Consider the following 23,276-nt stretch of genomic DNA (forward strand, 5'->3'; position numbering starts at 1 on the left):
GCCACTTTTTCCGCTGCTTTTTTGGTGAATACGGGAAAGTAAAAGCTAAAAGCTGGAAAAACGTTGTAGTTTTACCGCCGGTTTTTAAAATAGCAGAATCAGATGAATGGAGCGAAGTACAGTCAGTTGAGGGCCATGCTGGCCATTACAAAAGGAAGTTTAAGGGGAATTTTCCGCAGTCCTTCCGCTGTAGTGTTTAGCTTAGGTTTCCCGCTGGTATTTATCCTGGTGTTTGGGTTTATCGGTAAAAGCACGGTGTCCGTAAAGGTAGGGGTAGACCGCCGCACGGATATCACCAGCAAGTATTACCAGGAACTGGCACATGCCGGTACCCTCAAACTGGTAACCGATCAGCCGGCAGCCGAAATGGAAGACGATCTGAAGAAAGGCCGCCTGGTAGCTATTCTGAATATTGTGCCTAAAGAAGGGGCAGACCATGTAACGGCATACGATATTAATATCCGGACTTCCACCGCTTCTGATGCGGCTAAAAAGGTGACTTTGATGTCCGTGCTGAAAAGCATTGCCGGTAAACTGGACGATGAAACCTATAAACGTCCTACGGTAGCCACTTTCACCCAGACGGAAGTACCTGGCCGCGAATTTAAGACCATCGATTTTATTTTACCCGGACAGCTGGGCTTTGCCCTTATGAGCGCCGCCGTATTCGGTACCGCTTTCCTGTTCTATAATATGCGCCAGACGCTGGTGCTCAAACGTTTCTTTGCTACACCTATCAAGCGTACCTATATTGTATTGGCGGAAGCCCTCAGCCGGATGATCTTCCAGCTGATCAGTTCTGTGGTGATCATTGCCCTCGGACATTTTGCTTTTGGCTTTACCCTGGTGCATGGTTTTGCTACCTTCCTGGAAATGCTGGTGTTGTCTGTATTCGGTCTGCTGGTTTTCATGGGCTTTGGCTTTGTGGTAAGCAGCCTGGCTAAAAATGAGAGCACTATTCCGCCGTTGGCCAACATTGTTACACTGCCACAATTCCTGCTGGCAGGTACCTTTTTCCCGATAGATTCCTTCCCCGGTTGGTTACAGCCGATCTGTAAGATTATGCCGCTGACCTACCTCATCGATGCCCTCAGAAAAGTGGCCTTTGAAGGCCTGCACCTGTGGCATGTGGGCTGGGATATTGCTATCCTGACCCTGTGGGGTGTTGTCGTATATGCGGTAGCCGTGAAAGTATTCAAGTGGGAATAAGGCGTTTTCGTTAGCTTTGTAGGATCTAAATCCAGTCAGATGCAAGCCTTTTTCATTATTCTGGGTGCTTTTATCGTCCTTGTACTGGGGCTTTTCATTTTTACTTTATTCCTGTCTTCCACCGTGAAGGTGGAACGCTCACTGGTGATACCAGCTGCCCCGCAACGCATTTTTCCCCTGATCAATGTAGTACGCAACTGGGAGCTATGGTCTCCCTGGCACGACCTGGACCCCAATATAAAGATTACCTACGGGGAAAAGGAAAGCGGCGCCGGCGCGGGTTATAGTTGGGAAAGCCGCAACCGGAACGTAGGTACCGGGCATATGACCCTCACCGAATCCAGGCCGGATCAGTATATCGCCACCAATACCGATTTTATGGGAATGGGACTGGCCAAAGGCTATTTCCGGCTCGATCCGGTGGATGCCGGTACCCTGGTTACCTGGGGAATGACCTGCGATATGGGACAGCATCCTATCCGGAAAGTAATGGGACTGATGATGGATAAGTGGGTAGGCAACGATTTTGAAAAAGGACTGGACAAAATGAAGCGCCTCCTTTAATGATAATATATCTGTTATGCGTTTGTTGAAGTTATTACTGATCAGTGTGATCATTTTAGGCGGTTTGATTTTCGGATTGTCGCTTGTTTTTCCCTCTACCGCAGTAGTAGAGCGTACTGGTGTGATCCATGCGCCCATTGATACGGTATATGCCCACATCAGTAACCTGAAAGCCTGGGAAAACTGGAATCCCTGGACCCGCCCGGATACCACCGCCACCCTCGTATATTCAGATCCACCATCCGGTGCAAATGCCTGGTATAGCTGGGATGGAAAGCTGAACAGCGGAAAAGTAACCGTACTCGACAGCGATCCGGCGAAAGGCATTCACTACCTGCTGGATATAAAGAGCGTACGACCGGTAAATGGTGGTATAGAATTAAAGCCTACGGCCGATGGAAAAGCCACCGCGATCTTCTGGCATATGGAAATTAAACTGGGCATGCTGCCCTGGTGGAAGCTGAGAGGATTTGTGGCCGACAGGATCTACGGACCTGCCATGGATAGCGGCTTAACAAAGCTCAGCCGCATTTGTGAAGGCAAATAATATGGAGTTATTTTACCATTGATCCAATAGTTTTGTTTGCACTGGTTTTTATGATTTAAATTGTTGTAGTATCTCAACACTTCTTACAGAAAAAACTAAAAAAATGAAACATTTCTTTTTGGCAACCTTATTTCTGGCCATGACCAGCCTCGTTTTTGCGCAGGAAAAACCACGTAAAAGCCCTCACGTTACAGCAGAAGCCAACGGTATTAAAGTAGTTTACGGACAACCTTCCAAAAATGGCCGTGTTATTTTTGGTACCCTGGAACCATTCGGTAAAGTATGGCGTACCGGCGCGGATGAAGCGACCGAAATCACCTTCAGCAAGGATGTGGTTTTTGGTGGTAAACCAGTAAAAGCAGGTACTTACACGCTCTTCTCTATTCCTGATCCTAAAACCTGGACCGTTATCCTGAATGGTAAACTGGGACAGTGGGGCGCTTATGACTACGATAAGAATAAAGGAGAAGATGTAGTTCAGGTGAAAGTTCCCCGCCAGAAATTATCTACCCCGGCAGAAAAACTCACTTTCACTTTACCCGCTAACGCTGTGGTATTTGAGTGGGACGATACTAAAGTTTCCGTACCGGTAAAATAATCCGGGCACCGTTTTTTACAGCAGGAGGGCTGACCGGTATACTGGTCAGCCCTCCTGCTGTTTATGCCAGTTGTTGCAGCAGTTCGCGGATACTGCCGTATACCTGGTCCAGTTGCTCATCGGTGATGCAGTACGGCGGCAGTATATAAAGCGTGTTCCCCAGCGGGCGCAGCATGATCCTCCTGGCTTTGAAGAAACGATGCAGTTCATCGGCCAGTGAATTCGTGTATCCATCTGCGTTAGCCGTCACTATTTCAAATGCCAGGATGGTCCCCAGCAGTCTTGGATTCTTAATAATAGTATGTGTGGATAGTTCCGCGAGAAAAGCCACGTGCTTTTCGTGTATGCGTTCGCGGTTAGCCGCACAGGCCGGATCGATAAACAGGTCCATGCTGGCCAGTGCTGCTGTACAGGCCAGCGGGTTGGCCGTGAAGGAATGGCCATGGAACAATGTTTTAAGTTTATCGGCAGAGAGAAACGCTTCGTAAATGGCGGCAGTGCTGGTAGTAACGCCCAGCGCCATGGTACCACCGGTTAGTCCTTTCGACAAACAGATAATATCCGGCTGCGTTTGTACATACTCCATAGCGAAATTCTTCCCTGTTCTGCCAAAGCCAGTCATCACTTCATCTGCAATCAGCAGGATATTGCTGGCAGCGCAGAATTGCAGGAGTTGTTCAAATACACCAGCGTCGTACATCACCATTCCCCCGGAGCCCTGTAGCAGCGGTTCAAAAACGAAAGCGGCGATATCTTCCGGGTCCAGTGCTTTAATATCGTTAATAATCCGGGAGATATTTTCCGCAGTGGGCACTTCCAGGAAATGAACATCAAACAGGCGGTCATCAAATACCCGGGTGAACACACTTCTGCCGCTTACACTCATGGCGCCGAAAGTATCGCCGTGATAAGCATTTTGGAAGGCCAGTAATTTATTTCTGCGGGTGCCTTTGTTATCCCAGTACTGGATCGCCATTTTGAGGGCTACTTCGATCGCCGTGGAGCCGTTGTCCGAATAAAAAACGCGGCGTTGATTATCCGGGAGGATTTTCAGCAGTCGTTCTGCCAGGTTTACTGCCGGCGGATGCGTGTACCCGGCGAAGATGCAGTGTTCCAGTTGTCCGGCCTGTAGGGCCAGCTGCTGCGCAATATGCGGATGCGCATGGCCATGGATATTGACCCACCAGCTGGAAGTAGCATCTATATAAGATTGATTGTTTTCGTCGAAAAGTAATGCGCCCTGACCCCGCACGATACCTATTGGTGCGGGCGCTGTCTGCATTTGTGTGTAAGGATGCCAGATCACGTCCAGATCACGGGCCGACAAAGAAGTTGTTTGCATAATTGCTGGCTGTTGGTGCAGGCGCGAAGGTACTATAAAAGCACCATGCAATGAACCCGTTGTGATGCATATGGTTATCCGTTACTGTATTGCGCCAGCATATTCAGCAGATCTTCTGCCGCATAAGGTTTGGGCAGCATATCCTTTATCTGTAGCCGCGCCAGCCGCGCTGTTACTTCCGGCATAATATCGGCGGTGAGTACAATGATAAATGCGTCCGGCTGTAATTGCTGGATATGCGGAATGGTTTCATAACCGTTCATTTCCGGCATATGCAGATCCAGGATGATGCCATCGAATGGTTGTTGCTGGATTTTTTCCAGTGCCAGCCGGCCATTGCTGGCGGTTTCTATCAATGCACCGGAATTTTTCAGTTGAAGTTCCAGAACACGGATGTTGATGGAGTTATCTTCCACTACCAGCAGTTTCATGTTTTTCAGGAAACCCGGAGGGCGTTTGTTTTTGCTACGGACAAGTGTATGTGCTGCTTCCGGTATGCTAAAATCAATCTGAAAACGGAAGGTGGTGCCTTCATTTTTTTTACTCTCCAGCATGATGGTACTTTTATGAAGGGCAACCAGTTTTTGGGTGATAGCGAGACCAAGCCCGGTGCCGCCGTGGTGGCGCGTGGTAGCAGAATCTTCCTGTACAAAACTATCAAATATTTTATCCTGCATTTCGGGAACGATGCCAACACCGGTATCTTTTACAGTAAAGAGCAGTGTACAGCTGGCGGCGGTAAGGGCTTCTTTTCTTATTTCCAGTTTTACCGCACCTTCACTGGTAAATTTGATGGCATTATTCAGCAGATTGCTCAGGATCTGGGACAATCTGACCGGATCGCCTTTGAGGGTAGCGGGGAGGAGATCCAGCCGGGTGATCAATTCAATCCCTTTGCTCTCCGCCATTGGCTGATAGTTACGGGCTATGCTGCGGAACAGTGCATCCGGATCAAACGGGATGTCTTCCAGTTCAATTTTACCTGCTTCCATTTTACTGAAATCGAGGATATCATTGATCAGGCCCAGCAGGTGTTGGGCAGAAAACTGCAGGTTTTGCAGGGATTCCGCCTGGTCAGGGACCGGATGATCTTCCAGGATACCAGCGATACCGATAATTGCATTCAAAGGTGTCCGTATTTCATGACTCATAACAGATAAAAAGTCACTCCTGGATTGTGCTGCTTTTTGTGCATGGTCGCGTGCGGCCATGAGCGCCAGTTCTGCATCTTTTTTATCAGTGATGTCCATAATAATGCCCCTGAAATGGGTAAGCTGACCGTTGGTATTAAATACTGCACGGCCGATACTGCGCACCCATATTTCTTTGCCTTTGGCGGAAACATGCCGCAGTTCCAGGTCGTAGGGCTTTTTTTGGTGGTATAGTTCGTCGCGCGCTTCAATAAAAGCGGGCTGGTCTTCCTGGTGATAAAAGCTGGCGGCCGAATGAAAAGTGATGGGGAAATCGTAAGGCACTTCCCTCATATCATATATTTCGCGGGTCCAGTAAGTTTCTCCGGTGGCGGTATTGAATTCCCATCCACCCATTTTGCCCATCTGCTGGCAAATACTGAGCAGCTGGTTACTCCGCCGTAGCTCCGACTGGGCTTGCAGATAGCTGTTATTTCTTCTTTCACTTTCCGAAATATTCCGGATCATCAGAAGGATACGCTTAGGCGCCGGGGCTTTATCCCGGATCAGGCGCATCTTGAGCTGGTACCAGTTCTGCGGGTCCTGGCGGATATCGGGGTAAACATATTCCTGGTCTTCCCCGGTCTGCAGCAGTTTGTCTGCCATCCGGTTGAAGGCGATGGCATGTTCGCCCAGTACTTCGGTAATGGTTTTGCCGATCACTTCTTCCCGGGGCCTGAACAACAGGTTTTCCTGACTACACCATACATGGGTGAAGATCTTCTGGTCATTCATCTCAAACAGGATGTCATCGAGCGTGAGCATCAGGGAATCCCATTCTGTTTTGAGGCGGGTGAAAGCGGTATGTAACTGACGGCTGTTCATTTCCCGCAGGGAATGCCGGTATATATGTCCAAGCACGGATAGGAGGGGCTGGAGAAAAGGAATGGTATCCGGTGCATATCCACCAGTGTTTCCGGCCAGGCCTATCACGGCCAGTATCTGTTGATTGTAAACGACGGGCAGCCCTATAAAGGGGGCGGGATTATCCGGCGTAACGGGCAAAATGGCTGCTTGCCCTTTTCCTGCCACCATTTGCAGGGCAGGTGTAAAGTTCCATCCACGCTCCGGCACATGATTGATAATGTTAATAGTATGAAGCTGGGAAGCGGGAGGGCCGGTTTTTATCTCTCCGATAAAACCCCAGGAGCTGCCGGTAAGTTCCATCAGTTGTTGCAGCAGCTGTTCCATGGCATGCGGGGGATGTTCGGGTGTAGTATCATCTGTAGGGAGACTACTAATGATGTCCAGCAGTTTTTGCTGGCGCAGTAGTTTATCCTGCAGGGAAGTATCCGCCGGATGCGTGTCACCGCCTGAGTCATTTTTGAGGGAACCAGTAATAGTATTTGCCAGCATGAGCAATGTTGGTGTTTATTATTGGTTGCTGAATAGAAGGCCAGGTTATGAAGCCGGTACGCGGTATTATTAGGGACCGGGGGGATAAATTTAGGGAATAAACCGGATAAAATGAATTAGGATTTACCGGGGATCGACCATAGTCGATCCCCGGTCCGTTTATTTGGCCATGCCTCCGTTTCTGAACAGGGAATAGGCTGTCTGATAGGTGGCAATACTGTTTTTCAGCAGTGCACTGTCCATCGGCGCAGCATGTTGTTCATTCTTCGCAGCATTCCAGCTAAAACATTCTGCTTTTTGCTGCGGGCTCAGAATGAGCAGTTTGCCTGGCTCCAGGTAGCCCAGTTTCTGGTAGGTGCTCACCATAGCGCGTGGCTGATAGCCCGGTTCCAGTACATTCCGGCCATATAACTTGCTGTTGTAGGTCCAGTGCAGCATGCCCAGCAGGGTAGGATAAATATCTATCTGGGAACACATCACATTTATTTCCTGTGGCGCTACATTGGGCACATTGTACAATATAGCCGGAATATGGTACTTGCTGATTTCAATTTCATTTTTACCGGCACTGCTGGCGCAATGGTCGGCCACAAAAATGATCACCGTATTTTTATACCAGGGTTTGGTGCTGATCTTTTTCAGGAACTGGCCAATGGCATAGTCGGTATATTTTACGGCGCCTTCCCGGCTGGTACCCGAAGGAATATCTATTTTGCCCGCCGGATACGTAAATGGCCGGTGATTGGAAGTGGTCATCACGAAATCGTAAAACGGTTTGCCGGCTGCATATTTTTCATCTGCACTTTTAATGGCTGCTGTATAGATATCTTCATCACATACGCCCCAGGCATTCTCAAATTGCACGGCGCTGTCGGGAATATTGGTACGGGTGGTGGTGATATGATCGTCTACCAGCTTATGACGCAGGCGGTCGGTAATATCATAGCCATTGTTGCCAAAGTATTTGTTCATGTTGTCGAAGTACCCGTCGCCACCATAAAAGAAAGTACTTTCATAACCAGCCTGTTCAAAAATGTGACCGATGGAATACAGGTTCTCATTCTTTTTACGGCGTACAATGCTTTGTCCGGGGGTAGGCGGCACTGCCAGGGTGAGTGCTTCCATACCTCTTACGGTACGGGTGCCGGTAGCATACATATTGGTAAACAGGATGCCCTGTTTTGCAATGCTGTCCAGCACCGGGGTGATATGACCGGTATTACCGAAACGCTCCATGAAGTCGGCACTGAAACTTTCAATGGTGACCATAATGACGTTAGGAGTTACACGTGTAGTCGTGTCAGTTATACTGCGAAAAATACTGTTCCCGTTTTCCAGGTAGTGGCTGTCGGGCGACTGCATCATATTACGCAGCCGGTTGAATGCCGTCGGCTCATCTTCCATCAGGTAATATTTATCATATGCCAGCTCATTGTTGAGATAAGCAGATACAAAGGAATATACACCTGCTTTGGCCAGTTCCTGTGCATAGCGGTTCTTGCCTTTTTCTGCCCAGGTATTGTTTACCAGGAAGATATGTAACAACATCAGTCCCAGTAATACTGCAAAGGTGAACAGTCTTTTGAAGAAAGGGGTGTTCGACTGGAAACTGCTGCGGAACGTGCCCCTGCGGCTCAGCCACCAGGTAACGAAGGCGGTAAACAGTAACACGCCGCCAATCAGTAAGGGGAGGGGGTACGACTGGTTAATATTGCTGATCACTTCATAGGTGTAAATGAGATAGTCGACGGCGATAAAATCAAACCGGCCGGCATATTCTCCCCAGAAAGTAAATTCGGCAAAGAAGGAAAATACCAGGATCATCGTGGCCAGGAAAAAGCCGGTGTAGGTGAAGGTCCGGTTAAATAAAGTATTGTTGAGCCGCTGTGGCAATATCAGCAGATACAGTGCATAGCCGATGGTAAAGAACAACGCGACCCCGATATCATACACGAGTCCCTTTAAATAAATAGCCGGTAAATCGGATATGTGCATGCCTGATTGCGGGAAGGCCCAGATCAGCAATGCGGTTCTAACGAGGAATGACAGTAACAGCAGTACAGTGCCAAAACCAAACAGAACGGCGTACCTGTTTTTTACAGATTTCATGGTGTATAGAAAATTAAAGACCGCGAAGGTACGCCGTTCCGGAAGAATTTAACTATAAGTTAACTTTTACAGACATATTAATAATTCTGCCATCAATGGGACCCCACAGCGGCGCGAATTCCGGGTGGGTCACCGTACCGGTGTAAAGCGGTGTATTTTTTCCCTGCCGGGCATCAAAAACGTTCTCAGCATTTAATACCAGGGTCACATGCTCGCCCAGTTGCCGGGAAACCATGGCCGCCCAGAACCAGTAGTTCGGGGTGCGTTGGTTCTGGTCATCGTATTGATGGCCTATCCAGCTGTTTTCGATGCCAAAGCGCCATTTTTCTTCGATTTCGTACGCAAGGGTGCTGGCAAACTTATCCTGTGGCGCAAAGGCTATGTTGGTATGTCCGTTATTATCATAGCGGGAAACGGTATGGTTATATCCCAGGTAGAGTTCCAGGTGGTCCAGTGCAAAACGCAGATAGGTATCTGTACCCAGGCTGTTGACCGCATAAGGCATATTCCGGAGCAGGTACATGCCTTCGGGGGCTGTTACCGGCACAATCGGATCTTTGATATGGGTATAATAAAAGGCCTGGTTCAGCGTCATGTCTACCTTGCCCAGGCTGGTATGATAGTTACCATCGAAATTAATGCCCTGGCTTCTTTCCGATTTAATACCTGCGCTCAGTGGTAAAAGGTTGCGGTAACCGAGGGTTTGCGTTTGCGCGGTAAAGATGGCAGGCGATTTATAACCGGTACCTGCGCTGAGGCGGAGGGATAGGTCGTCTATAGGTTTATATACAAAGGCGAGGCGTGGTAAAACATACCAGCCGAATTCGTTGTGATGGTCGGCCCGTAATCCGGCTTCGGCCATGAACTGATCGGTGATATGAAAACCATCCTGTACAAAAGCGCCTATGGTGTTGTATTGGTAATTATTCAGCAGGGTGCTGTCGCCTTTGGCGCGGTGGTATATTTCACCGGTGTTGTTGATACCGGCTACCCAGTCGTGCCGGCGGCTGCTTTTATGATAAGCTGCTTCCGCATAGGTGCTGGTCTGATTACCCAGTAGCGAAAACGTGTTCACGTCATTTTGCAGGTGAAAGAAACTGCCCACACCTTTTATGGTGAGTGTGCCGCCGCCCAGGTTTTTCTGTGTGTATTGTAAATCAACGCTATGGCGTTCACTGTTGTTTACTTCGGTATATTGGTGGATGGCATCTGCATGATGGTCCAGCACCTGCATATCGCCACCTTCCCTTTTTTCGATGGTACCGGTATATCCTGCTACAAAGGTGGTTTGCGGGTTCAGGTACCAGAAGAAGCGCGGATGCAGCAGGTACTGGCGGAGCCGGGGTACATCGCTGAACCCGTCTTTATTTACGTCGGTGGCATTTTGTGTGGTAACGCCCGCAAACAGGGTTAAGCCGGTTTTGCCATATTTTTCCGCGTAATAGGCGTTTACGTTGGTTTCTTTCAGCGTACTACGATTAACCAGTACCGTTAGTTCCGGTTTACTGCCGGGAGTTTTGGCTACGAAGTTGATGATACCGGCAATGGCGCCGCCGCCATAGAGCGTAGATACGGAGCCTTTGATGATTTCCACCTGTTTGAGATCCAGGGGAGGAATAGATAGTACGCCAAAGTTGCCGCTGAGGCCTTCATACACGGGTACGCCGTCGCGGAGTAACTGGGTGTATTTGCCGTCCAGTCCCTGCATACGGATGGCGTTATTACCGCTTACGGCGGAGGTGTTCTGAATATGGATCACGGAAAGATCGCCCAGGATACTGGATACGTTTCCTGGTTTAATGCCGCTTTCTTCTATCATTTCTTCTTTGCCAAGTACTTCCACTTTCATGGGGAGGTCCTCGATCCGGCTGTTGTTGCGGGTAGAGGAAATGATCACTTCTCCCAGGTCGGATACTTTACTGATGGTATCTTTAGGCGGCTGTTGCGTCGTGTCTTTAACGGCAACGGGTACACGATTCTGTGCCATCCCGGTAGCGCCTGCGCTGATAATGAATGCTGCCAGTATAAATTGTTTCATAGATTCCTTTATGCTGCAAAGAAAAGCAGAGAATCTGGAGCAAATCTGAGTTAGGCGCCTGTCGTGAAGGTATGTTCCCCGTTTTGATATTGATAGGAGAGATGGAAATGGTAGGAATCTGCCATTTTTTTCACAATGGCCAGTCCCAGTCCGTTGGAGTTGGTATAACCGCTGCTGTGTTTTTTAAACCGTTGAAAGAGCTCATTGGCGGGGATCTCCGGCAGCTGGCTGGTATTGGTGACAGAGAAGGTATCGGTGGTAATCTTTATCCGGATTTTGCCCTGTGGATAATTGTATTTGATGGCATTACCCAGCAGGTTGCTGACCAGAATGTCTGTGAGCGCCGGATGCAGGGGCCAGGGCGCGGTATCAGCCATATCAGTATGGATGTCCAGTTCTTTTTCTTTGATCAGTTCTTCAAAAAGCGATAAATACTTTTCCACTACTTTGCAAAGGTCCGGTGCTTCGGTGACGGGAAATTGCTGGTTTTCTATTTTGGCCAGCAGGAGCAGGTTATGATTCAGGCGCGACAGGCGTTGCAGTTCATCATAGCTGGTGAGGATGCTTTGTTGCTGGGATTCAGACAGGGTATCATCCTGCAGCAGTAATTCCAGCTTGCTCTGTGCAATGGCCAGCGGTGTTTGCATTTCATGCGCGGCATCTTCGGTCAGTTCCTTCATGCTGGTATAGTCCTGGTGAATGCGGCTGGTCATGCTGCCCAATGCGGCATTCAACTGGTTAAATTCATGCGTGGCAGTACGTTCAAACACAAGTGCCTCCAACTTATTGAGCTGCAGTTTTTGTATCTGGTCGAGCGATCTGTAAAACGGTTTCCAGATCCGTTTGCTGATCAGCCAGTTCGAAAGCAGTACAAAGGCGAGCAGTCCGCCGAAAGCGGCCAGCATTACATGTACAATATTCCTGATCAGGTCATCTTTTTCGATAAGGGATTTACGGAGTACGAGTTCGTAGTTTTTATTGTTGAGAGTAATCACCTGGGTGAGCTGACGGAAAGGCGCGTAGGTGTTTTCCGGCTCCTGATAAATACTTACGCCTTTTAGTTTATGTTTTGACTGGGCAGCTTTTTCGGTGGGCTGCAGGTTAAATTCGGGGGTATTGATGCTGAACACGGGATTATTTACACTGGCGCTATCCAGGTAGCGCATCCATTGCAGCTTATCATTCACCAGTTCTTCATCCGTTTCATGCTTTATTTCCTTATTGAACTTCGTATACAGGTAGAAGGCGCCTGCGGTGAAAACCGGCAGCATAATCAGCAGGAAGTATACGGTTGTTTTAGTCAGCAGTTTCATTGTATTGATTTTACCCGAACCGGTAACCCGTTCCGTATACTGTTTTGATATAATCTTCTCCACCTGCTTCCAGCATTTTTTTCCGGAGATTTTTGATGTGGGTATAAATAAAATCGTAGGATCCTGCCTGGTCGTACTCGTCCCCCCAGAGATGTCCGGCCAGTGCGGATTTGGTGACTACCCGGTGTTGGTTGGCAATGAAGTACAGCAACAGCTGGTATTCTTTTCCTGTGAGGGTGATTGATTTATTATGTACCAGCACTGTTTTCGATGCAGGTTTGATGGTGATTTCGTAGAAACTGACCGTTGTATTTCCCTCGAAATTTTTACGGCGTAAAATAGCGTTTACGCGGGCATTGAGTTCTGAGAGATGAAAAGGCTTGGTGAGATAATCGTCGGCGCCCAGTTCCAGGCCCTTGAGCTTATCTTCCAGTGAGTCTTTGGCAGAGATGATGATGATACCTGCCTTGGCTTCCAGGAACTTCAGTTCTTTGACGATATCGAGGCCACTGCCTTTTGGCAGGCCGATGTCAGCCACAATACAATCGTAGTCAAATTCATTGACCTTGTCAATGGCCTGTGGAAAATCCGCTGCCAGTTCACACACGTAGCCCTGGTGTTCCAGGTATTCCTGTATGCTGGCCCTGAGCGCAGGTTCATCTTCTATAATCAACACTTTCATGCGCTAAAAGTAGGGATAATTCCTAAAGGAATTCTGTAGTAGTTATTTTGGCTGTAGATGCCCGTTAATACTATGTTTTCGGCTGTTATGGTTAGGTATCCGTATTATGATATCGATTTGCAGGTACTATGCCTGCGGTTGCTTGATCATTTTCTTACCGGCCGGAAAACTATGCATGCTTGTATATCGTAGATACATTACCGATATCAAAACTATTCATACAAGCGTTCTTATGAATACTTATTTCAAAACGATGGCGGATAGGCTGTTACAGAAAAAAGCGCCGGAATTGACCACCAGCAGGCGACAAACATCAGATGATGATACGAGTGAACTTTTTGCATTAATGGATAACATACCGAATGCCAAATCAGTAGCGGCCATGTATCAGCAGATGATACGTACAGGCACCATGACCGCGCATTTCAGCAAGGGCGATCCTGGCAGGAGATGGTTGGAAATAGAACAGTTGATCCTGGACAGAGAAAGCCGGCGTAAAGGAAACCGCCGCAAAATAATGTGGATGCTGATTGTTTTTATGCTGGTAGGCGTGGCCTCTTATTTTGGTGGGGTTTACTTCCTGACAAAAGGAAAATACCTCGCCACACAAATGGCCGGATAAGCGTATTTATTACACCTTTTTTCATTATTGATAGATGCAAAAAAAACGTCCCATAGCAATATGCTACTGGGACGTTTTTGTTAGATATCACTTATATTATTTTCTTTCGGGCATTTTAACGCTCAGCGGTTTTTCATTCCGCAGCATCTTCGCCGCTTCTCCTGTTAACCAGAGATAATGATCTGAAGGTTTACCATCTAAATTAATAAAGGGAGTCGTGCTGCTTACCGGCGGCTGATCACTGCCTTTGAATATAGCGGTGGCTTCATTTACTTCGTCAAACATGGCTACATACAGCATAGTGGCACCGGCAGTTAAGGCAGTGGAAATTTGCTGCCAGTAGAAACGGCCACCCTGGCGTGGGATAGAACCTACCGGTTTTACATCATCCGGGAATTCGTAGCGGCTCAGGTTATGCCAGCTGAAACCGGGATAAATGCAGGGCACATATTCCAGGTGGTTGGCGCGGCACCAGGCCTGATCGTCAATGAGGGCGTCGCGGAAACGGTCCATATCGTTGTGCAGCAGCGGGGAGTAACGCTGTACATTCCATGGCAGCACAATATCCGCCTGTTTGATGATGGTATGCAGATAAGGGTCCGGAATACAATCGGCATTCAGTGTGCGCCATGCGGTAGGTACACCCAGCATCACTGCGCAGCCACCATACACCGGATCATTCTTCAGAAAATCGATCAGTTTTTCCAGTCCGATATTCCGCAGGTTATAAGGGCGGTCAGGGAAACCAATACCCCAGATAGCTACCACCGGTTTGCCATTCTGCTGCAGGTAGGTTTTAGTACCCGGCTGATTGGTTACTTTTAATTGATCTACCAGGTATTTCCAGTCGGCGATGATAGCAGAGCAATCTTCGTTGGTAGCGCTCAGGCCGGACAGGTCGTACATCACTGCAATGGCTCTTTTGTATTTGGAAGCAGCGGCAAACGCATTTTTCAGGATCACGGAAGAGCTGCTGTCGCGGTGTTTGGCATTACCAAAGAAACGCTGCATAAACACGCCATCTACGCCATACTCCTGCATCCATTTGAAGTGGATATCTACAGTGCTTTTATCATATGAACTGAAAAAACGTGCGGGCTGTCCGTTGGCCAGCTTAAAAGGTGTGGCGTAAGTCTTCTCATATTCACTTACATCGGGCCACATATCAATACCGCTGCGGGTTTCATCTCCATAAGAAAAACGGCGGGCGCCGGAACCATCGCCTTCGGCGCGGAACCAACCCTGGTAACCGGCCATCACCAATCCATGATAAGTAGGGTACTGGGATTCCTTGCTGTGTTTCCCCTGCCCCAGTGCGGGCGTGGTTAGCAGGAAAAGGAAAGCTGTCAAAATACGCTTCATATGTTTGCTATTTGTTATTAACGGTGGAATTATTCGTGCATAGCAGCCTATAGGTTATGATCCGCTGGCATCCGGTTTTAAAAAGAGGAGAATCCGGCTTGCCCGGATTCTCCAAAAGGTTTTGCATTCACCTTAGTTGTGTATTCCGGCTGTAACACCGGAACAAGCTGCAAGTAAGGCGGGAAGGACTAACGGGAGCGTTAACAAAGCATTAATTGATGCTATTAATAGCATATTAACACGATTAATTTCTTAAAAGGGACTATTCTGTTACTTTAATGAGGAAATCGAACAGGTTTACTTCTGTATCCAGCTGCAGTTTCTTACGCAAACGATACCGGGCAATTTCTACTCCTTTCACGGAAATACTCATCAGCTGGGCAATTTCCTTGGAGCTTAAATTCAATTTGAGATAGGCGCACAGTTTCAGATCTGTGGCGGTCAGCACCGGGTATTTCTTTTTGAGGTTACTGAGGAAGTTATGATGTACTTCATCGAAGTGCGCGGCAAACTGTTCCCAGTCGTTGTCGCCTTTCTCTGCGTCTTCCAGTAAACGGAGGATGGGTTTGAAATCACTGGCGGCGCCGGTTAAGCCGGTTTTCTTCAGCAACAGCGACAATTCCTCCCGGATCCGGGACACCAGCTTACCCCGGTTTACCATGTGCATGGTAATGGTAGCCAGCTCTTTATTTTTGAGATGTACTTCGGATGTCAGCTTATCATGCTGCAGGCTGATCAGCTCTTTTTCATTTTTGTAAAGTTCCAGCTGATGCAGGTAGTGCAGTTGCTTCTGGGCGGCATCATGTTGGTCCTGCATATGCCGCAGGCGTTTCTTATGCTGTTGCAATAACCAGAACAAGAGGCTGCCGGCGGCCATCAGATACAGCGCATAAGCCCAGCCCGTCTGATACCAGGCGGGCAGTACTTCAAAGGTATAACTCACGGCTTCGGAGATATTACCGGTATTGTTACGCGCTCTTACGGTAAATGTATACGTGCCGCAGGAAAGATTGGTATAATCCTTCTCGGTGCGTTGCGACCAGTCGGACCAGTCCTGATCCAGCCCGATCAGCTTGCAGCTGAATTCAATATTATCTTTTTGCGGGTATACGTTGGCGGTATATTCAAAGTGAAAGGAATTCCATCGTTTAGGCAAACGCACCAGGGGCACGGCTTCCGCACCTGTTTTAAGGTAGCCCCCAAATATCAGGCTGTCTTTGGGCGACAGCGCCGTTACACTACTGATCAGCACCCCCAGGTGGGTACTGGCATTCATATACTGCTGGTAATTGATATGATAAATGCCTTTGCCGGAACAAATGAAAATATTCTCTTTATCGTAAGGGTAAATGTAACCCGGACTGGTACTTGCCTGTGCAGGCAATGCAGGAAACCAGATCAGGGAAAAATAGCTGCTGTCGGCCGGGTGATTGAAATCTACCACCCCGATCAGCTGATTACTCACAAACCAGATATTTCCTTCTTTGTCTTCCGTAAGATACCTGACCGGCATCTCTTTGAAAAACGGCTTGAAGTAAGCGGATGGCTGCATTTTCCCGGAAGCAGCATTATATTCATACACTCCTTTTTCGGTAGCCACCGCAATACGGTTCTTGACTTTGTACACAAAATTATTGGTGCCGGCGGGCAGGCCGTCTTTCTGCGTCAGGATGGTTTTATGGACCACGGTCTTTTTGTCGGCGGACAATTCCATGCGGAAAACGCCCCGGTAGGGGTGGGAGCCCCAGATGATCCCGTGATCAGAAGCGAGGAAACGCATGGATTCATACAGGCTGTCCAGTTTTACGATTTGCTCCGGCTGCTGACTGTTGTTATAATTCAGCAGCATGATGCCGGTATAGGCGCCGGCCAGCACCTGTTGCTGGGAGGTGGCGTCGGGTTGCAGCGGTAAAAATGACCAGGTACCCTGCTTGTTGGCCAGGGGAGTGGCATTGCCGTTACTGATCAGGAAGGTGCCATCCTGGTGTCCCATGAGCAGCTGGTGATTGACTTCCTGCAGGCTCCATACCTGCCCTTTTGTATTTTTTACTTCTGTGAAGGTACCGCTGTTGGCGCTCATGTCTTTTTCTTCCGGGTTCACGGGCAGGGTAAACAGCCCGTTGGAAGTACCTACATACAGCTGTTGATTGAATACCGTAATAGCGCTGCCGGATACCTGGCTGCTTTTGTCGGGATAAATATGCCTTAGCGACGTACTGTAATTTACCAGGTCAATTCCATTTTCCAGTCCCAGCCAGAGATTCCGGTCGTTGTCGGTGAACATGCTGAGGATATTATTGTTCTGCAACCCTTCGCTGCGGGAGAAATGCTGAAACAGCCGGCCTTGTTCATCTACAATAAACAGCCCGTTGCCTGTGGTACCAATGGCGTATTGGTTATCCGTAATTTGCTGAGTGCAGTTGATGCGGTCATTGAAAAGGATGGGATCAATGCTGGTTTTGTGTGGTATCAGCAGATGGTTATACAGCAGGAACAATCCACTGGAGAGGGAGGCTACCAGCAGGGTATCTCCATGATAGGGGGTAATGCTCCTGATACGCAGCCCTTCTGTCGGGATATTATGACAGGCGGGTTCCCAGTTCCCGTTGTTCAGGGTGAGCAATCCCATACTGCGGTCGGTGGTATAGAGGCGATGGTTGACCCAGGTCATCATCAGCCAGCCACCGGGGGCATCAAAGAAAGTAATTTTATTGTTCCTAAGTTCGAAGATACTTTCGATAGTTCTGAAGTATACCACATCTCCCGAAACAATAATATCCCAGATATCGGCAAACTGATGGTCTACCGGTGGGATGAGATGCTTGAGAGAATGATACTCCAGCGTGCCATTGTCTGCCGGAAAAAAATAACCGATTTCATCATGACCGCCAACATATATCCTTCCGGAGGTGTCTAATGCTACGGAACGTACTTCTGCTTTGTTGGGCAGACGGTGCAGTTTCCAGTACCTGCCATTGAAAGTCAGCAGACCATCATTATTGGAGATGTAGAGGATCCCATTCTTTCCTTGTCTGATACAATTGATGCCGGCGCTGGCCCGAAAATCCAGGCTATTATAATTAATGATATCCGGAAGGCCGATGGTATGCTGTGCTCCGGCGTGTTGATGAAGGCAGATAAAAAGTAACAGGAATATCAGGACTCTATGCATAGACCAAAACAAAATAGGATTTTTCTGTGAAAAAAATCCGTTGTAGTGGTAATGTAGTGGTGGAAATTATCCGGAATCAATTGATTATCAGTAATGGTAGAGGCAATGTTTAGGTGAAAAAATAGGGTCTGAATGGATTATTCCGGATATTTGTTTTCACAGGAATAGCACTCAGGTCAACCGAATTTTATCCTGGTCCACGTAAAAGGTCACTGTAAAACCACTGTTTAAATTTAAGAACGCCTATGATTCGTTTGATGGGGTATATTATTTTAGGAGTACTTTTTTCTTTATCCGCCTTATCGCAACCTGTTATTCATGTAAACCAGGTGGCATATGATAGTTATAGCCCCAAAACAGCTGTAGTAGCTATTAAAGGTCAGCTGTCTGCCCCAACGTCCTATTCTTTACAGACAACAGACGGAAAAGTGGTATTTACCGGTAAACCGGGTAAAGCGGCGCAGGTGAAAGAATGGGCAGCAGATACCTTTTATTATCCGGTTGACTTTTCCCGTTTCACCACCCCCGGTACATTTCGTGTAACCGTACAGGTGAGTGGCGCCACTTATACTTCTCCATCCTTCGGGATTGGCGACCGCGCATTATCGCGTACAGCCATCCCGGCCATCTTACATTTCTATAAAGGACAGCGGGCCAATACCCCGGAAGAGGAAGATGCCGATAAAGCAGTATTATTATATGGTAGCAATAAAAGAGTGGATATCCGAGGGGGCTGGTGTGATGCTTCCGGCGATGTCAGTAAATATTTCTCCCACCTGGCCTATGCGAATTTCATGTCGCCCCAGCAGATTCCGCTGGTTACCTGGTCGCTGATCCAGCTGAAAGAGCGCACGCAGCGGATGCTGGACAGCTTACAGCAAACAGCTGCCGCTGAACAGGAAGCATTGTGGGGAGCGGATTACATTATGCGTGCGCTATCCGACAGCGATTATTTCTACATGACCGTATTCAGTTATTTTAATAAAGATGCCCATGCCCGGCGGATCGTCGGATTACTGGCCAACAGCGTCACTACCTCCGACTATCAGTGTGCCTTCCGGGAAGGCGGTGGGATGGGCATCGCCGCCCTGGCCAGGATTTCCACCTGGAAAAAAGATGGCGCCTTTACTTCCGCCCAATACCTGGATGGCGCCAAACGTGCTTTTGCACATCTGCTGATCCATAACAAGGAATACGATGATGATGGTAAGGAAAATATCATCGATGATTACTGTGCCCTGATGGGCGCCACGGAATTGTGGATCGCCACCGACAGTGCCCTTTACCGCGATGAAGCGCGGAAACGCGCTGCCAACCTGGGCAAACGTCTTTCACCGGAAGGTTACTTTATCTCCGACGATGGCAACCGGCCTTTCTTCCATGCCTCCGATGCAGGATTACCTGTGATCGCGCTGGTACGTTACCTCGATAAAGAAAAAGAAAGCAGCTACCGTAATAACGCACTGCACACCATCCGCAGGGCGCTTGATTATAATCTCGCGGTGAGTGGTAAGGTGAGCAACCCCTATGGGTATGCCCGCCAGCATTTCAAATACCGTGGCGAAATAAAAGATGGCTTTTTTATTCCACATGAAAATGAAACCGGCTGGTGGTGGCAGGGCGAGAACGCCCGCCTGGGGTCACTCGCAGCGGCAGCCATCGCCGGAGGGCGACTGGTATATCCTGCCAAAGGAAACTGGGGCGTAAAAGCGCCGCTGGCGCAATACGCTTCACAGCAGCTGTCCTGGATCCTTGGCGCCAACCCTTATGATATGTGTTTCCTCTATGGTTACGGCAAAAACAATGTGCCGTATATGCAGGCATTGTACGGTCATGGTACCGGCAAAGGCGGCGTGTCGAATGGTATCACGGGGAAAAAGGAAAACGGCGATGGCAGTGGCATCGACTTTAAAGAAGAAGATAATGGCAACGAATGGCGATGGACGGAACAATGGATTCCGCACTCTGCCTGGTTCCTGCAGGCCGTTACGATGATGGCAGCAGAATAATATTATCTTCCCGTACACATAACCTACATTTTTTATGTCAACCAAATCGAACAGATTACTATCAATTGATGCCTTCCGCGCCATTACGATGTTGCTGATGATTTTCGTCAACGATGTGAGCGGCGTTAGCAATATCCCTTCGTGGATAGAGCATGTACACGGAAATGAAGACGGGCTTGGTTTTGCGGATACGGTGTTTCCTACCTTTTTATTTATTGTCGGATTGTCTATTCCTTATGCGATCGGTTACCGTATCCAGCAGCAGCAATCCTTTATTAAAATTGAGACCCATATTATATTAAGATCGGTGGCGCTGATTGTGATGGGTTTCTTTCATGTGAACCTGGAAAGTTACAGCAGTGCAGCGGTGTTGCCATATGCGGTATGGGAAATAATTATCACGCTGAGTTTTTTCCTGATCTGGCTGGATTACCCGGCAACGCTCTCCAAAGCCTGGCGCTATACACTTACAGGCCTCGGTATTGTACTGCTGGCGTTGATGGCTTATCTCTACAAAGGAGGTGATGCGGCCAATCCGCATGGTATGCGTCAGTCGTGGGGAGGCATCCTGGGCATTATCGGATGGGCTTACCTGGTGAGCGCTACGGTGTATCTGCTGATCCGGGGACAATTTTTCTGGCTGCTGGCGGCAGTGCTGGTATTCCTGGTCATTAACCTCGGAACGCATGGTGGCTGGCTACATCTGTGGCTGCCGGTAGTGGGTGATGCGTCTTCTATTACACTGATCCTGGGCGGGGCATTTATTTCTGCATTGTACAGCCGTTTGTTACAACAGGGACGGGTAAACGCAGTAACACCGGTACTGGGCAGTATCGGCGCAGGCGCCATTGCACTGGGTTTCCTGGTAAGATCGTCTACCGGCGGTATTTCCAAAATTGGTTCTACACCAGCCTGGGTATTGATCTGTGGCGGTATAGGCATCCTGGTATTTGTGTTACTAATTTTCCTGGTAGATGTAAAAGGTAAATTTCACTGGTTCAAGGCGATCAAACCCGCGGGCACCAGCACGCTTACCTGTTACCTGATGCCTTATTTATTATATTCCCTTTTTTCCCTGGTACATTTTAATTACCCGGCCTGGTTCAACACGGGGATAGGTGGTATTATCCGGTCTTTTGCCGTAGCCTTCGCCGTGATCCTGTTTGTAGGTTTCCTGGAGAAAAGAAAATTAAGATTAAAGATCTAAAACAATCAAATCAAAAGATATGATGAAGTATTTGCATTCACCAAAGAAAGGAGGTATCTATTTATTAATGCTACTACTCCCGGCTTTCATTAACGCTACTACTCCTGTGCCACGGTTGTCTGAAAAGAAACCCGCGGCGCAGGCGAAGCCGGTGGTCATTGGCTATGTAGGTGGATTCCGTGGCCTGGTGAATACAGACAAAATTGCGGCCCGCAAATTAACGCATATCAATTATGCGTTTGTAAATGTGCAGCACAACCGGGCTGTGCTCACGAACGAAAAAACAGACACCATTAACCTGCGCAAGATCAACGAACTGAAGGCAATCAACCCCGACCTGAAAATACTGATCTCTATCGGTGGATGGGCCTGGAGTGAAAACTTTTCAGATGCCGTGTTAACGGATACGGCGCGGAAAGGCTTTGCAGCCAGTGCAGTAGAGATCATCCGTAAATACAAACTGGATGGGGTAGACATCGACTGGGAATACCCTGCACGTCCGGGAGAAGAAGGCAATGTGTATCGTCCGGAAGACAAACAGAACTTCACGCTGATGTTTGCAGAACTCCGGAAGGAACTGGACAAGCTGCAAAAAGAAACCCGTCAGCCGAAGCTGCTGACTACCGCAGTAGGTGGCTTTGAAGGCTTCCTGGAAACATCAGAAATGGGGAAGGCCGCTAAGTACCTGGACTTTGTAAACCTGATGACCTACGATTTTTACTCTGATAAGAATGCCTGGCATCATACCAACCTGTATACACCGGCCGGCAATCCCGGTGCACACTCGGGCGACAAAGCCGTGAAGGCCTACATCGCCGCCGGCGTACCCGCAGAGAAACTAGTGATGGGCATTGCCTTTTATGGCCGCCGTTTCAAACTGGCCGACAGCACCGGCACCGGACTGGGTGGAAAGATTGAATCGCAGTCTTTCGGTAAAGGCTATACGTTTACCAAAGATAGCCTGATCAATAAAAATGGTTTCCGCGCTTACCGCGATGAAAGCGCCAAAGCGCCTTATCTCTTCAATGCGTCTACCCGCGAGTTTATTACCTATGATGATGAATGGTCGGTACAGCATAAATGCGACTATGTAAAAACGCATAAAATGGGAGGGGTGATGTTCTGGGAATATTCTTCCGATGAAAAGGAATATTTACTGGATGAAATTAATACTACCCTGTACGCCTCTTATAATAATCCCACTTTTTCCGCCCTGGTATTGTATGAAGGCGGCGGGCATCACGTAGATTTTTCCAAAGCGGCCAAAGGCTGGCTCACACAGCTGGCAGCAGAGAAACATTTCAACCTCACGTTTATCAATAACACCGATTCTATCGATGACGCCTATCTGAAAAAGTACCAGCTTTTTATCCAGCTGGATTATGCCCCTTATAACTGGAAACCTGCTGCGGCAGCAGCTTTTGAGCGCTACATCGATGAGGGCCGTGGCGGATGGATTGGTTTTCATCACGCCACCCTGTTAGGTGAGTTCGATGGCTTCCCTATGTGGAACTGGTTTTACAATTTCATGGGCGGTATCCGGTTTAAAAATTATATCCCTGATTTTGCAGATGGCAAAGTAACAGTAGAAGATAAGAAACACCCGGTAATGAAGGGTATTACTTCTCCCTTTACTATTCAGAAGGATGAATGGTATACCTATGATAAAAGCCCCCGTGCACAGGTACATGTGTTAGCCACTGTAGATGAAAACTCCTACGTACCAGCTTCCGATAGAAAAATGGGAGATCACCCCGTGGTATGGACCAATGAGCATTATAAAGCAAAGAACGTATACATTTTTATGGGCCACGGCCCCTCGCTGCTGGATAATCCAGCCTATGTACAACTGTTTAGGAACGCTATTTTCTGGGCGGCCGGAAAGTAGGATCATATAATAAGCGCAGGGCAACCGCTGCAGCCATTCTGCCCTGCGCTCTTTTTTTCGTATAAACG

General features: G+C 48.3%; 16 protein-coding genes. 8 read left to right on the forward strand and 8 right to left on the reverse strand.

All coding sequences use genetic code 11. The features are described 5' to 3' along the window. Positions 1–102: 102 nt before the first annotated feature. The 4 genes from BMW79_RS13035 to BMW79_RS13050 all read left to right on the forward strand — a co-directional run bounded on the left by BMW79_RS13035 (position 103) and on the right by BMW79_RS13050 (position 2,918). Positions 103–1,209 (forward strand): ABC transporter permease, encoded by a 1,107-nt coding sequence (locus BMW79_RS13035; RefSeq protein WP_089895361.1) that lies wholly within the window; start codon positions 103–105, stop codon positions 1,207–1,209. Between the two features lie 39 nt (positions 1,210–1,248). Next, on the forward strand, positions 1,249–1,773 hold the full coding sequence (locus BMW79_RS13040; protein ID WP_089895362.1) for an SRPBCC family protein: 525 nt from the start codon (positions 1,249–1,251) through the stop codon (positions 1,771–1,773). A gap of 16 nt (positions 1,774–1,789) precedes the next feature. Continuing rightward, positions 1,790–2,320: an SRPBCC family protein gene (locus BMW79_RS13045; RefSeq protein ID WP_089895364.1), complete on the forward strand. Its 531-nt coding sequence runs from the start codon at positions 1,790–1,792 to the stop codon at positions 2,318–2,320. Positions 2,321–2,423: 103 nt separating this feature from the next. Beyond that, positions 2,424–2,918: a DUF2911 domain-containing protein gene (locus BMW79_RS13050; protein ID WP_089895366.1), complete on the forward strand. Its 495-nt coding sequence runs from the start codon at positions 2,424–2,426 to the stop codon at positions 2,916–2,918. 61 nt (positions 2,919–2,979) lie between these two features. Here the strand turns inward: BMW79_RS13050 and bioA are convergent, their stop codons facing one another. From bioA to BMW79_RS13080, 6 genes are all read right to left on the reverse strand, one after another. Then, positions 2,980–4,260, reverse strand: a complete 1,281-nt coding sequence (gene bioA / locus BMW79_RS13055) for an adenosylmethionine--8-amino-7-oxononanoate transaminase (protein ID WP_089895368.1) — start codon at positions 4,258–4,260, stop codon at positions 2,980–2,982. A 74-nt stretch (positions 4,261–4,334) separates the two neighbouring features. Next, the gene (locus tag BMW79_RS13060; RefSeq protein ID WP_089895370.1) at positions 4,335–6,806 is read right to left on the reverse strand and encodes a hybrid sensor histidine kinase/response regulator; all 2,472 of its coding nucleotides are present in this window, start codon (positions 6,804–6,806) and stop codon (positions 4,335–4,337) included. Positions 6,807–6,965: 159 nt separating this feature from the next. Further along, complete coding sequence (locus BMW79_RS13065) at positions 6,966–8,915, reverse strand: LTA synthase family protein (RefSeq protein ID WP_089895372.1); 1,950 nt, start codon at positions 8,913–8,915, stop codon at positions 6,966–6,968. A gap of 52 nt (positions 8,916–8,967) precedes the next feature. After that, the gene (locus tag BMW79_RS13070) at positions 8,968–10,953 is read right to left on the reverse strand and encodes a TonB-dependent receptor plug domain-containing protein (protein ID WP_089895375.1); all 1,986 of its coding nucleotides are present in this window, start codon (positions 10,951–10,953) and stop codon (positions 8,968–8,970) included. A gap of 50 nt (positions 10,954–11,003) precedes the next feature. Beyond that, positions 11,004–12,266, reverse strand: coding sequence for a sensor histidine kinase (locus BMW79_RS13075; protein WP_089895376.1), 1,263 nt, complete (start codon positions 12,264–12,266; stop codon positions 11,004–11,006). Between the two features lie 10 nt (positions 12,267–12,276). After that, positions 12,277–12,948 carry a response regulator transcription factor gene (locus tag BMW79_RS13080; protein ID WP_089895378.1) on the reverse strand — a complete coding sequence of 224 codons (672 nt, stop codon included), beginning with the start codon at positions 12,946–12,948 and terminating at the stop codon, positions 12,277–12,279. A gap of 232 nt (positions 12,949–13,180) precedes the next feature. Between BMW79_RS13080 and BMW79_RS13085 the strand changes: the two genes are divergently transcribed. Next, positions 13,181–13,570 carry a hypothetical protein gene (locus tag BMW79_RS13085; protein ID WP_089895380.1) on the forward strand — a complete coding sequence of 130 codons (390 nt, stop codon included), beginning with the start codon at positions 13,181–13,183 and terminating at the stop codon, positions 13,568–13,570. A 96-nt stretch (positions 13,571–13,666) separates the two neighbouring features. Here the strand turns inward: BMW79_RS13085 and BMW79_RS13090 are convergent, their stop codons facing one another. Continuing rightward, positions 13,667–14,932 (reverse strand): glycoside hydrolase family 71/99-like protein, encoded by a 1,266-nt coding sequence (locus tag BMW79_RS13090; RefSeq protein WP_089895382.1) that lies wholly within the window; start codon positions 14,930–14,932, stop codon positions 13,667–13,669. 262 nt (positions 14,933–15,194) lie between these two features. Beyond that, the gene (locus BMW79_RS13095) at positions 15,195–18,104 is read right to left on the reverse strand and encodes a two-component regulator propeller domain-containing protein (protein WP_089895384.1); all 2,910 of its coding nucleotides are present in this window, start codon (positions 18,102–18,104) and stop codon (positions 15,195–15,197) included. A 245-nt stretch (positions 18,105–18,349) separates the two neighbouring features. On the opposite strand from BMW79_RS13095, the gene BMW79_RS13100 reads away from it, so the two are divergent. Genes BMW79_RS13100 through BMW79_RS13110 form a run of 3 tightly spaced genes read left to right on the forward strand, consistent with a single transcriptional unit; the run spans position 18,350 to position 23,208 of the window. Then, positions 18,350–20,113 carry a glycoside hydrolase family 9 protein gene (locus BMW79_RS13100; RefSeq protein WP_089895386.1) on the forward strand — a complete coding sequence of 588 codons (1,764 nt, stop codon included), beginning with the start codon at positions 18,350–18,352 and terminating at the stop codon, positions 20,111–20,113. Between the two features lie 34 nt (positions 20,114–20,147). Then, positions 20,148–21,320, forward strand: a complete 1,173-nt coding sequence (locus tag BMW79_RS13105; RefSeq protein WP_089895388.1) for a DUF5009 domain-containing protein — start codon at positions 20,148–20,150, stop codon at positions 21,318–21,320. A gap of 19 nt (positions 21,321–21,339) precedes the next feature. Further along, a complete protein-coding gene (locus BMW79_RS13110) occupies positions 21,340–23,208 on the forward strand; it encodes a glycosyl hydrolase family 18 protein (protein WP_218150309.1) in 1,869 nt (622 codons plus the stop codon). Positions 23,209–23,276: the final 68 nt, after the last annotated feature.

Source organism: Chitinophaga arvensicola, assembly GCF_900110835.1.
Lineage (GTDB): Bacteria > Bacteroidota > Bacteroidia > Chitinophagales > Chitinophagaceae > Chitinophaga > Chitinophaga arvensicola.

Excerpts from the sequence above, each read along its gene's own strand:
- BMW79_RS13080 (WP_089895378.1), bottom strand. The coding sequence starts at position 12,948 with ATGAAAGTGTTGATTATAGAAGATGAACCTGCGCTCAGGGCCAGCATA.
- bioA (WP_089895368.1), bottom strand. The coding sequence starts at position 4,260 with ATGCAAACAACTTCTTTGTCGGCCCGTGATCTGGACGTGATCTGGCAT.
- BMW79_RS13085 (WP_089895380.1), top strand. The coding sequence starts at position 13,181 with ATGAATACTTATTTCAAAACGATGGCGGATAGGCTGTTACAGAAAAAA.
- BMW79_RS13040 (WP_089895362.1), top strand. The coding sequence starts at position 1,249 with ATGCAAGCCTTTTTCATTATTCTGGGTGCTTTTATCGTCCTTGTACTG.
- BMW79_RS13060 (WP_089895370.1), bottom strand. The coding sequence starts at position 6,806 with ATGCTGGCAAATACTATTACTGGTTCCCTCAAAAATGACTCAGGCGGT.
- BMW79_RS13100 (WP_089895386.1), top strand. The coding sequence starts at position 18,350 with ATGATTCGTTTGATGGGGTATATTATTTTAGGAGTACTTTTTTCTTTA.
- BMW79_RS13065 (WP_089895372.1), bottom strand. The coding sequence starts at position 8,915 with ATGAAATCTGTAAAAAACAGGTACGCCGTTCTGTTTGGTTTTGGCACT.
- BMW79_RS13070 (WP_089895375.1), bottom strand. The coding sequence starts at position 10,953 with ATGAAACAATTTATACTGGCAGCATTCATTATCAGCGCAGGCGCTACC.
- BMW79_RS13095 (WP_089895384.1), bottom strand. The coding sequence starts at position 18,104 with ATGCATAGAGTCCTGATATTCCTGTTACTTTTTATCTGCCTTCATCAA.
- BMW79_RS13110 (WP_218150309.1), top strand. The coding sequence starts at position 21,340 with ATGATGAAGTATTTGCATTCACCAAAGAAAGGAGGTATCTATTTATTA.
- BMW79_RS13045 (WP_089895364.1), top strand. The coding sequence starts at position 1,790 with ATGCGTTTGTTGAAGTTATTACTGATCAGTGTGATCATTTTAGGCGGT.
- BMW79_RS13035 (WP_089895361.1), top strand. The coding sequence starts at position 103 with ATGAATGGAGCGAAGTACAGTCAGTTGAGGGCCATGCTGGCCATTACA.
- BMW79_RS13050 (WP_089895366.1), top strand. The coding sequence starts at position 2,424 with ATGAAACATTTCTTTTTGGCAACCTTATTTCTGGCCATGACCAGCCTC.
- BMW79_RS13105 (WP_089895388.1), top strand. The coding sequence starts at position 20,148 with ATGTCAACCAAATCGAACAGATTACTATCAATTGATGCCTTCCGCGCC.
- BMW79_RS13090 (WP_089895382.1), bottom strand. The coding sequence starts at position 14,932 with ATGAAGCGTATTTTGACAGCTTTCCTTTTCCTGCTAACCACGCCCGCA.
- BMW79_RS13075 (WP_089895376.1), bottom strand. The coding sequence starts at position 12,266 with ATGAAACTGCTGACTAAAACAACCGTATACTTCCTGCTGATTATGCTG.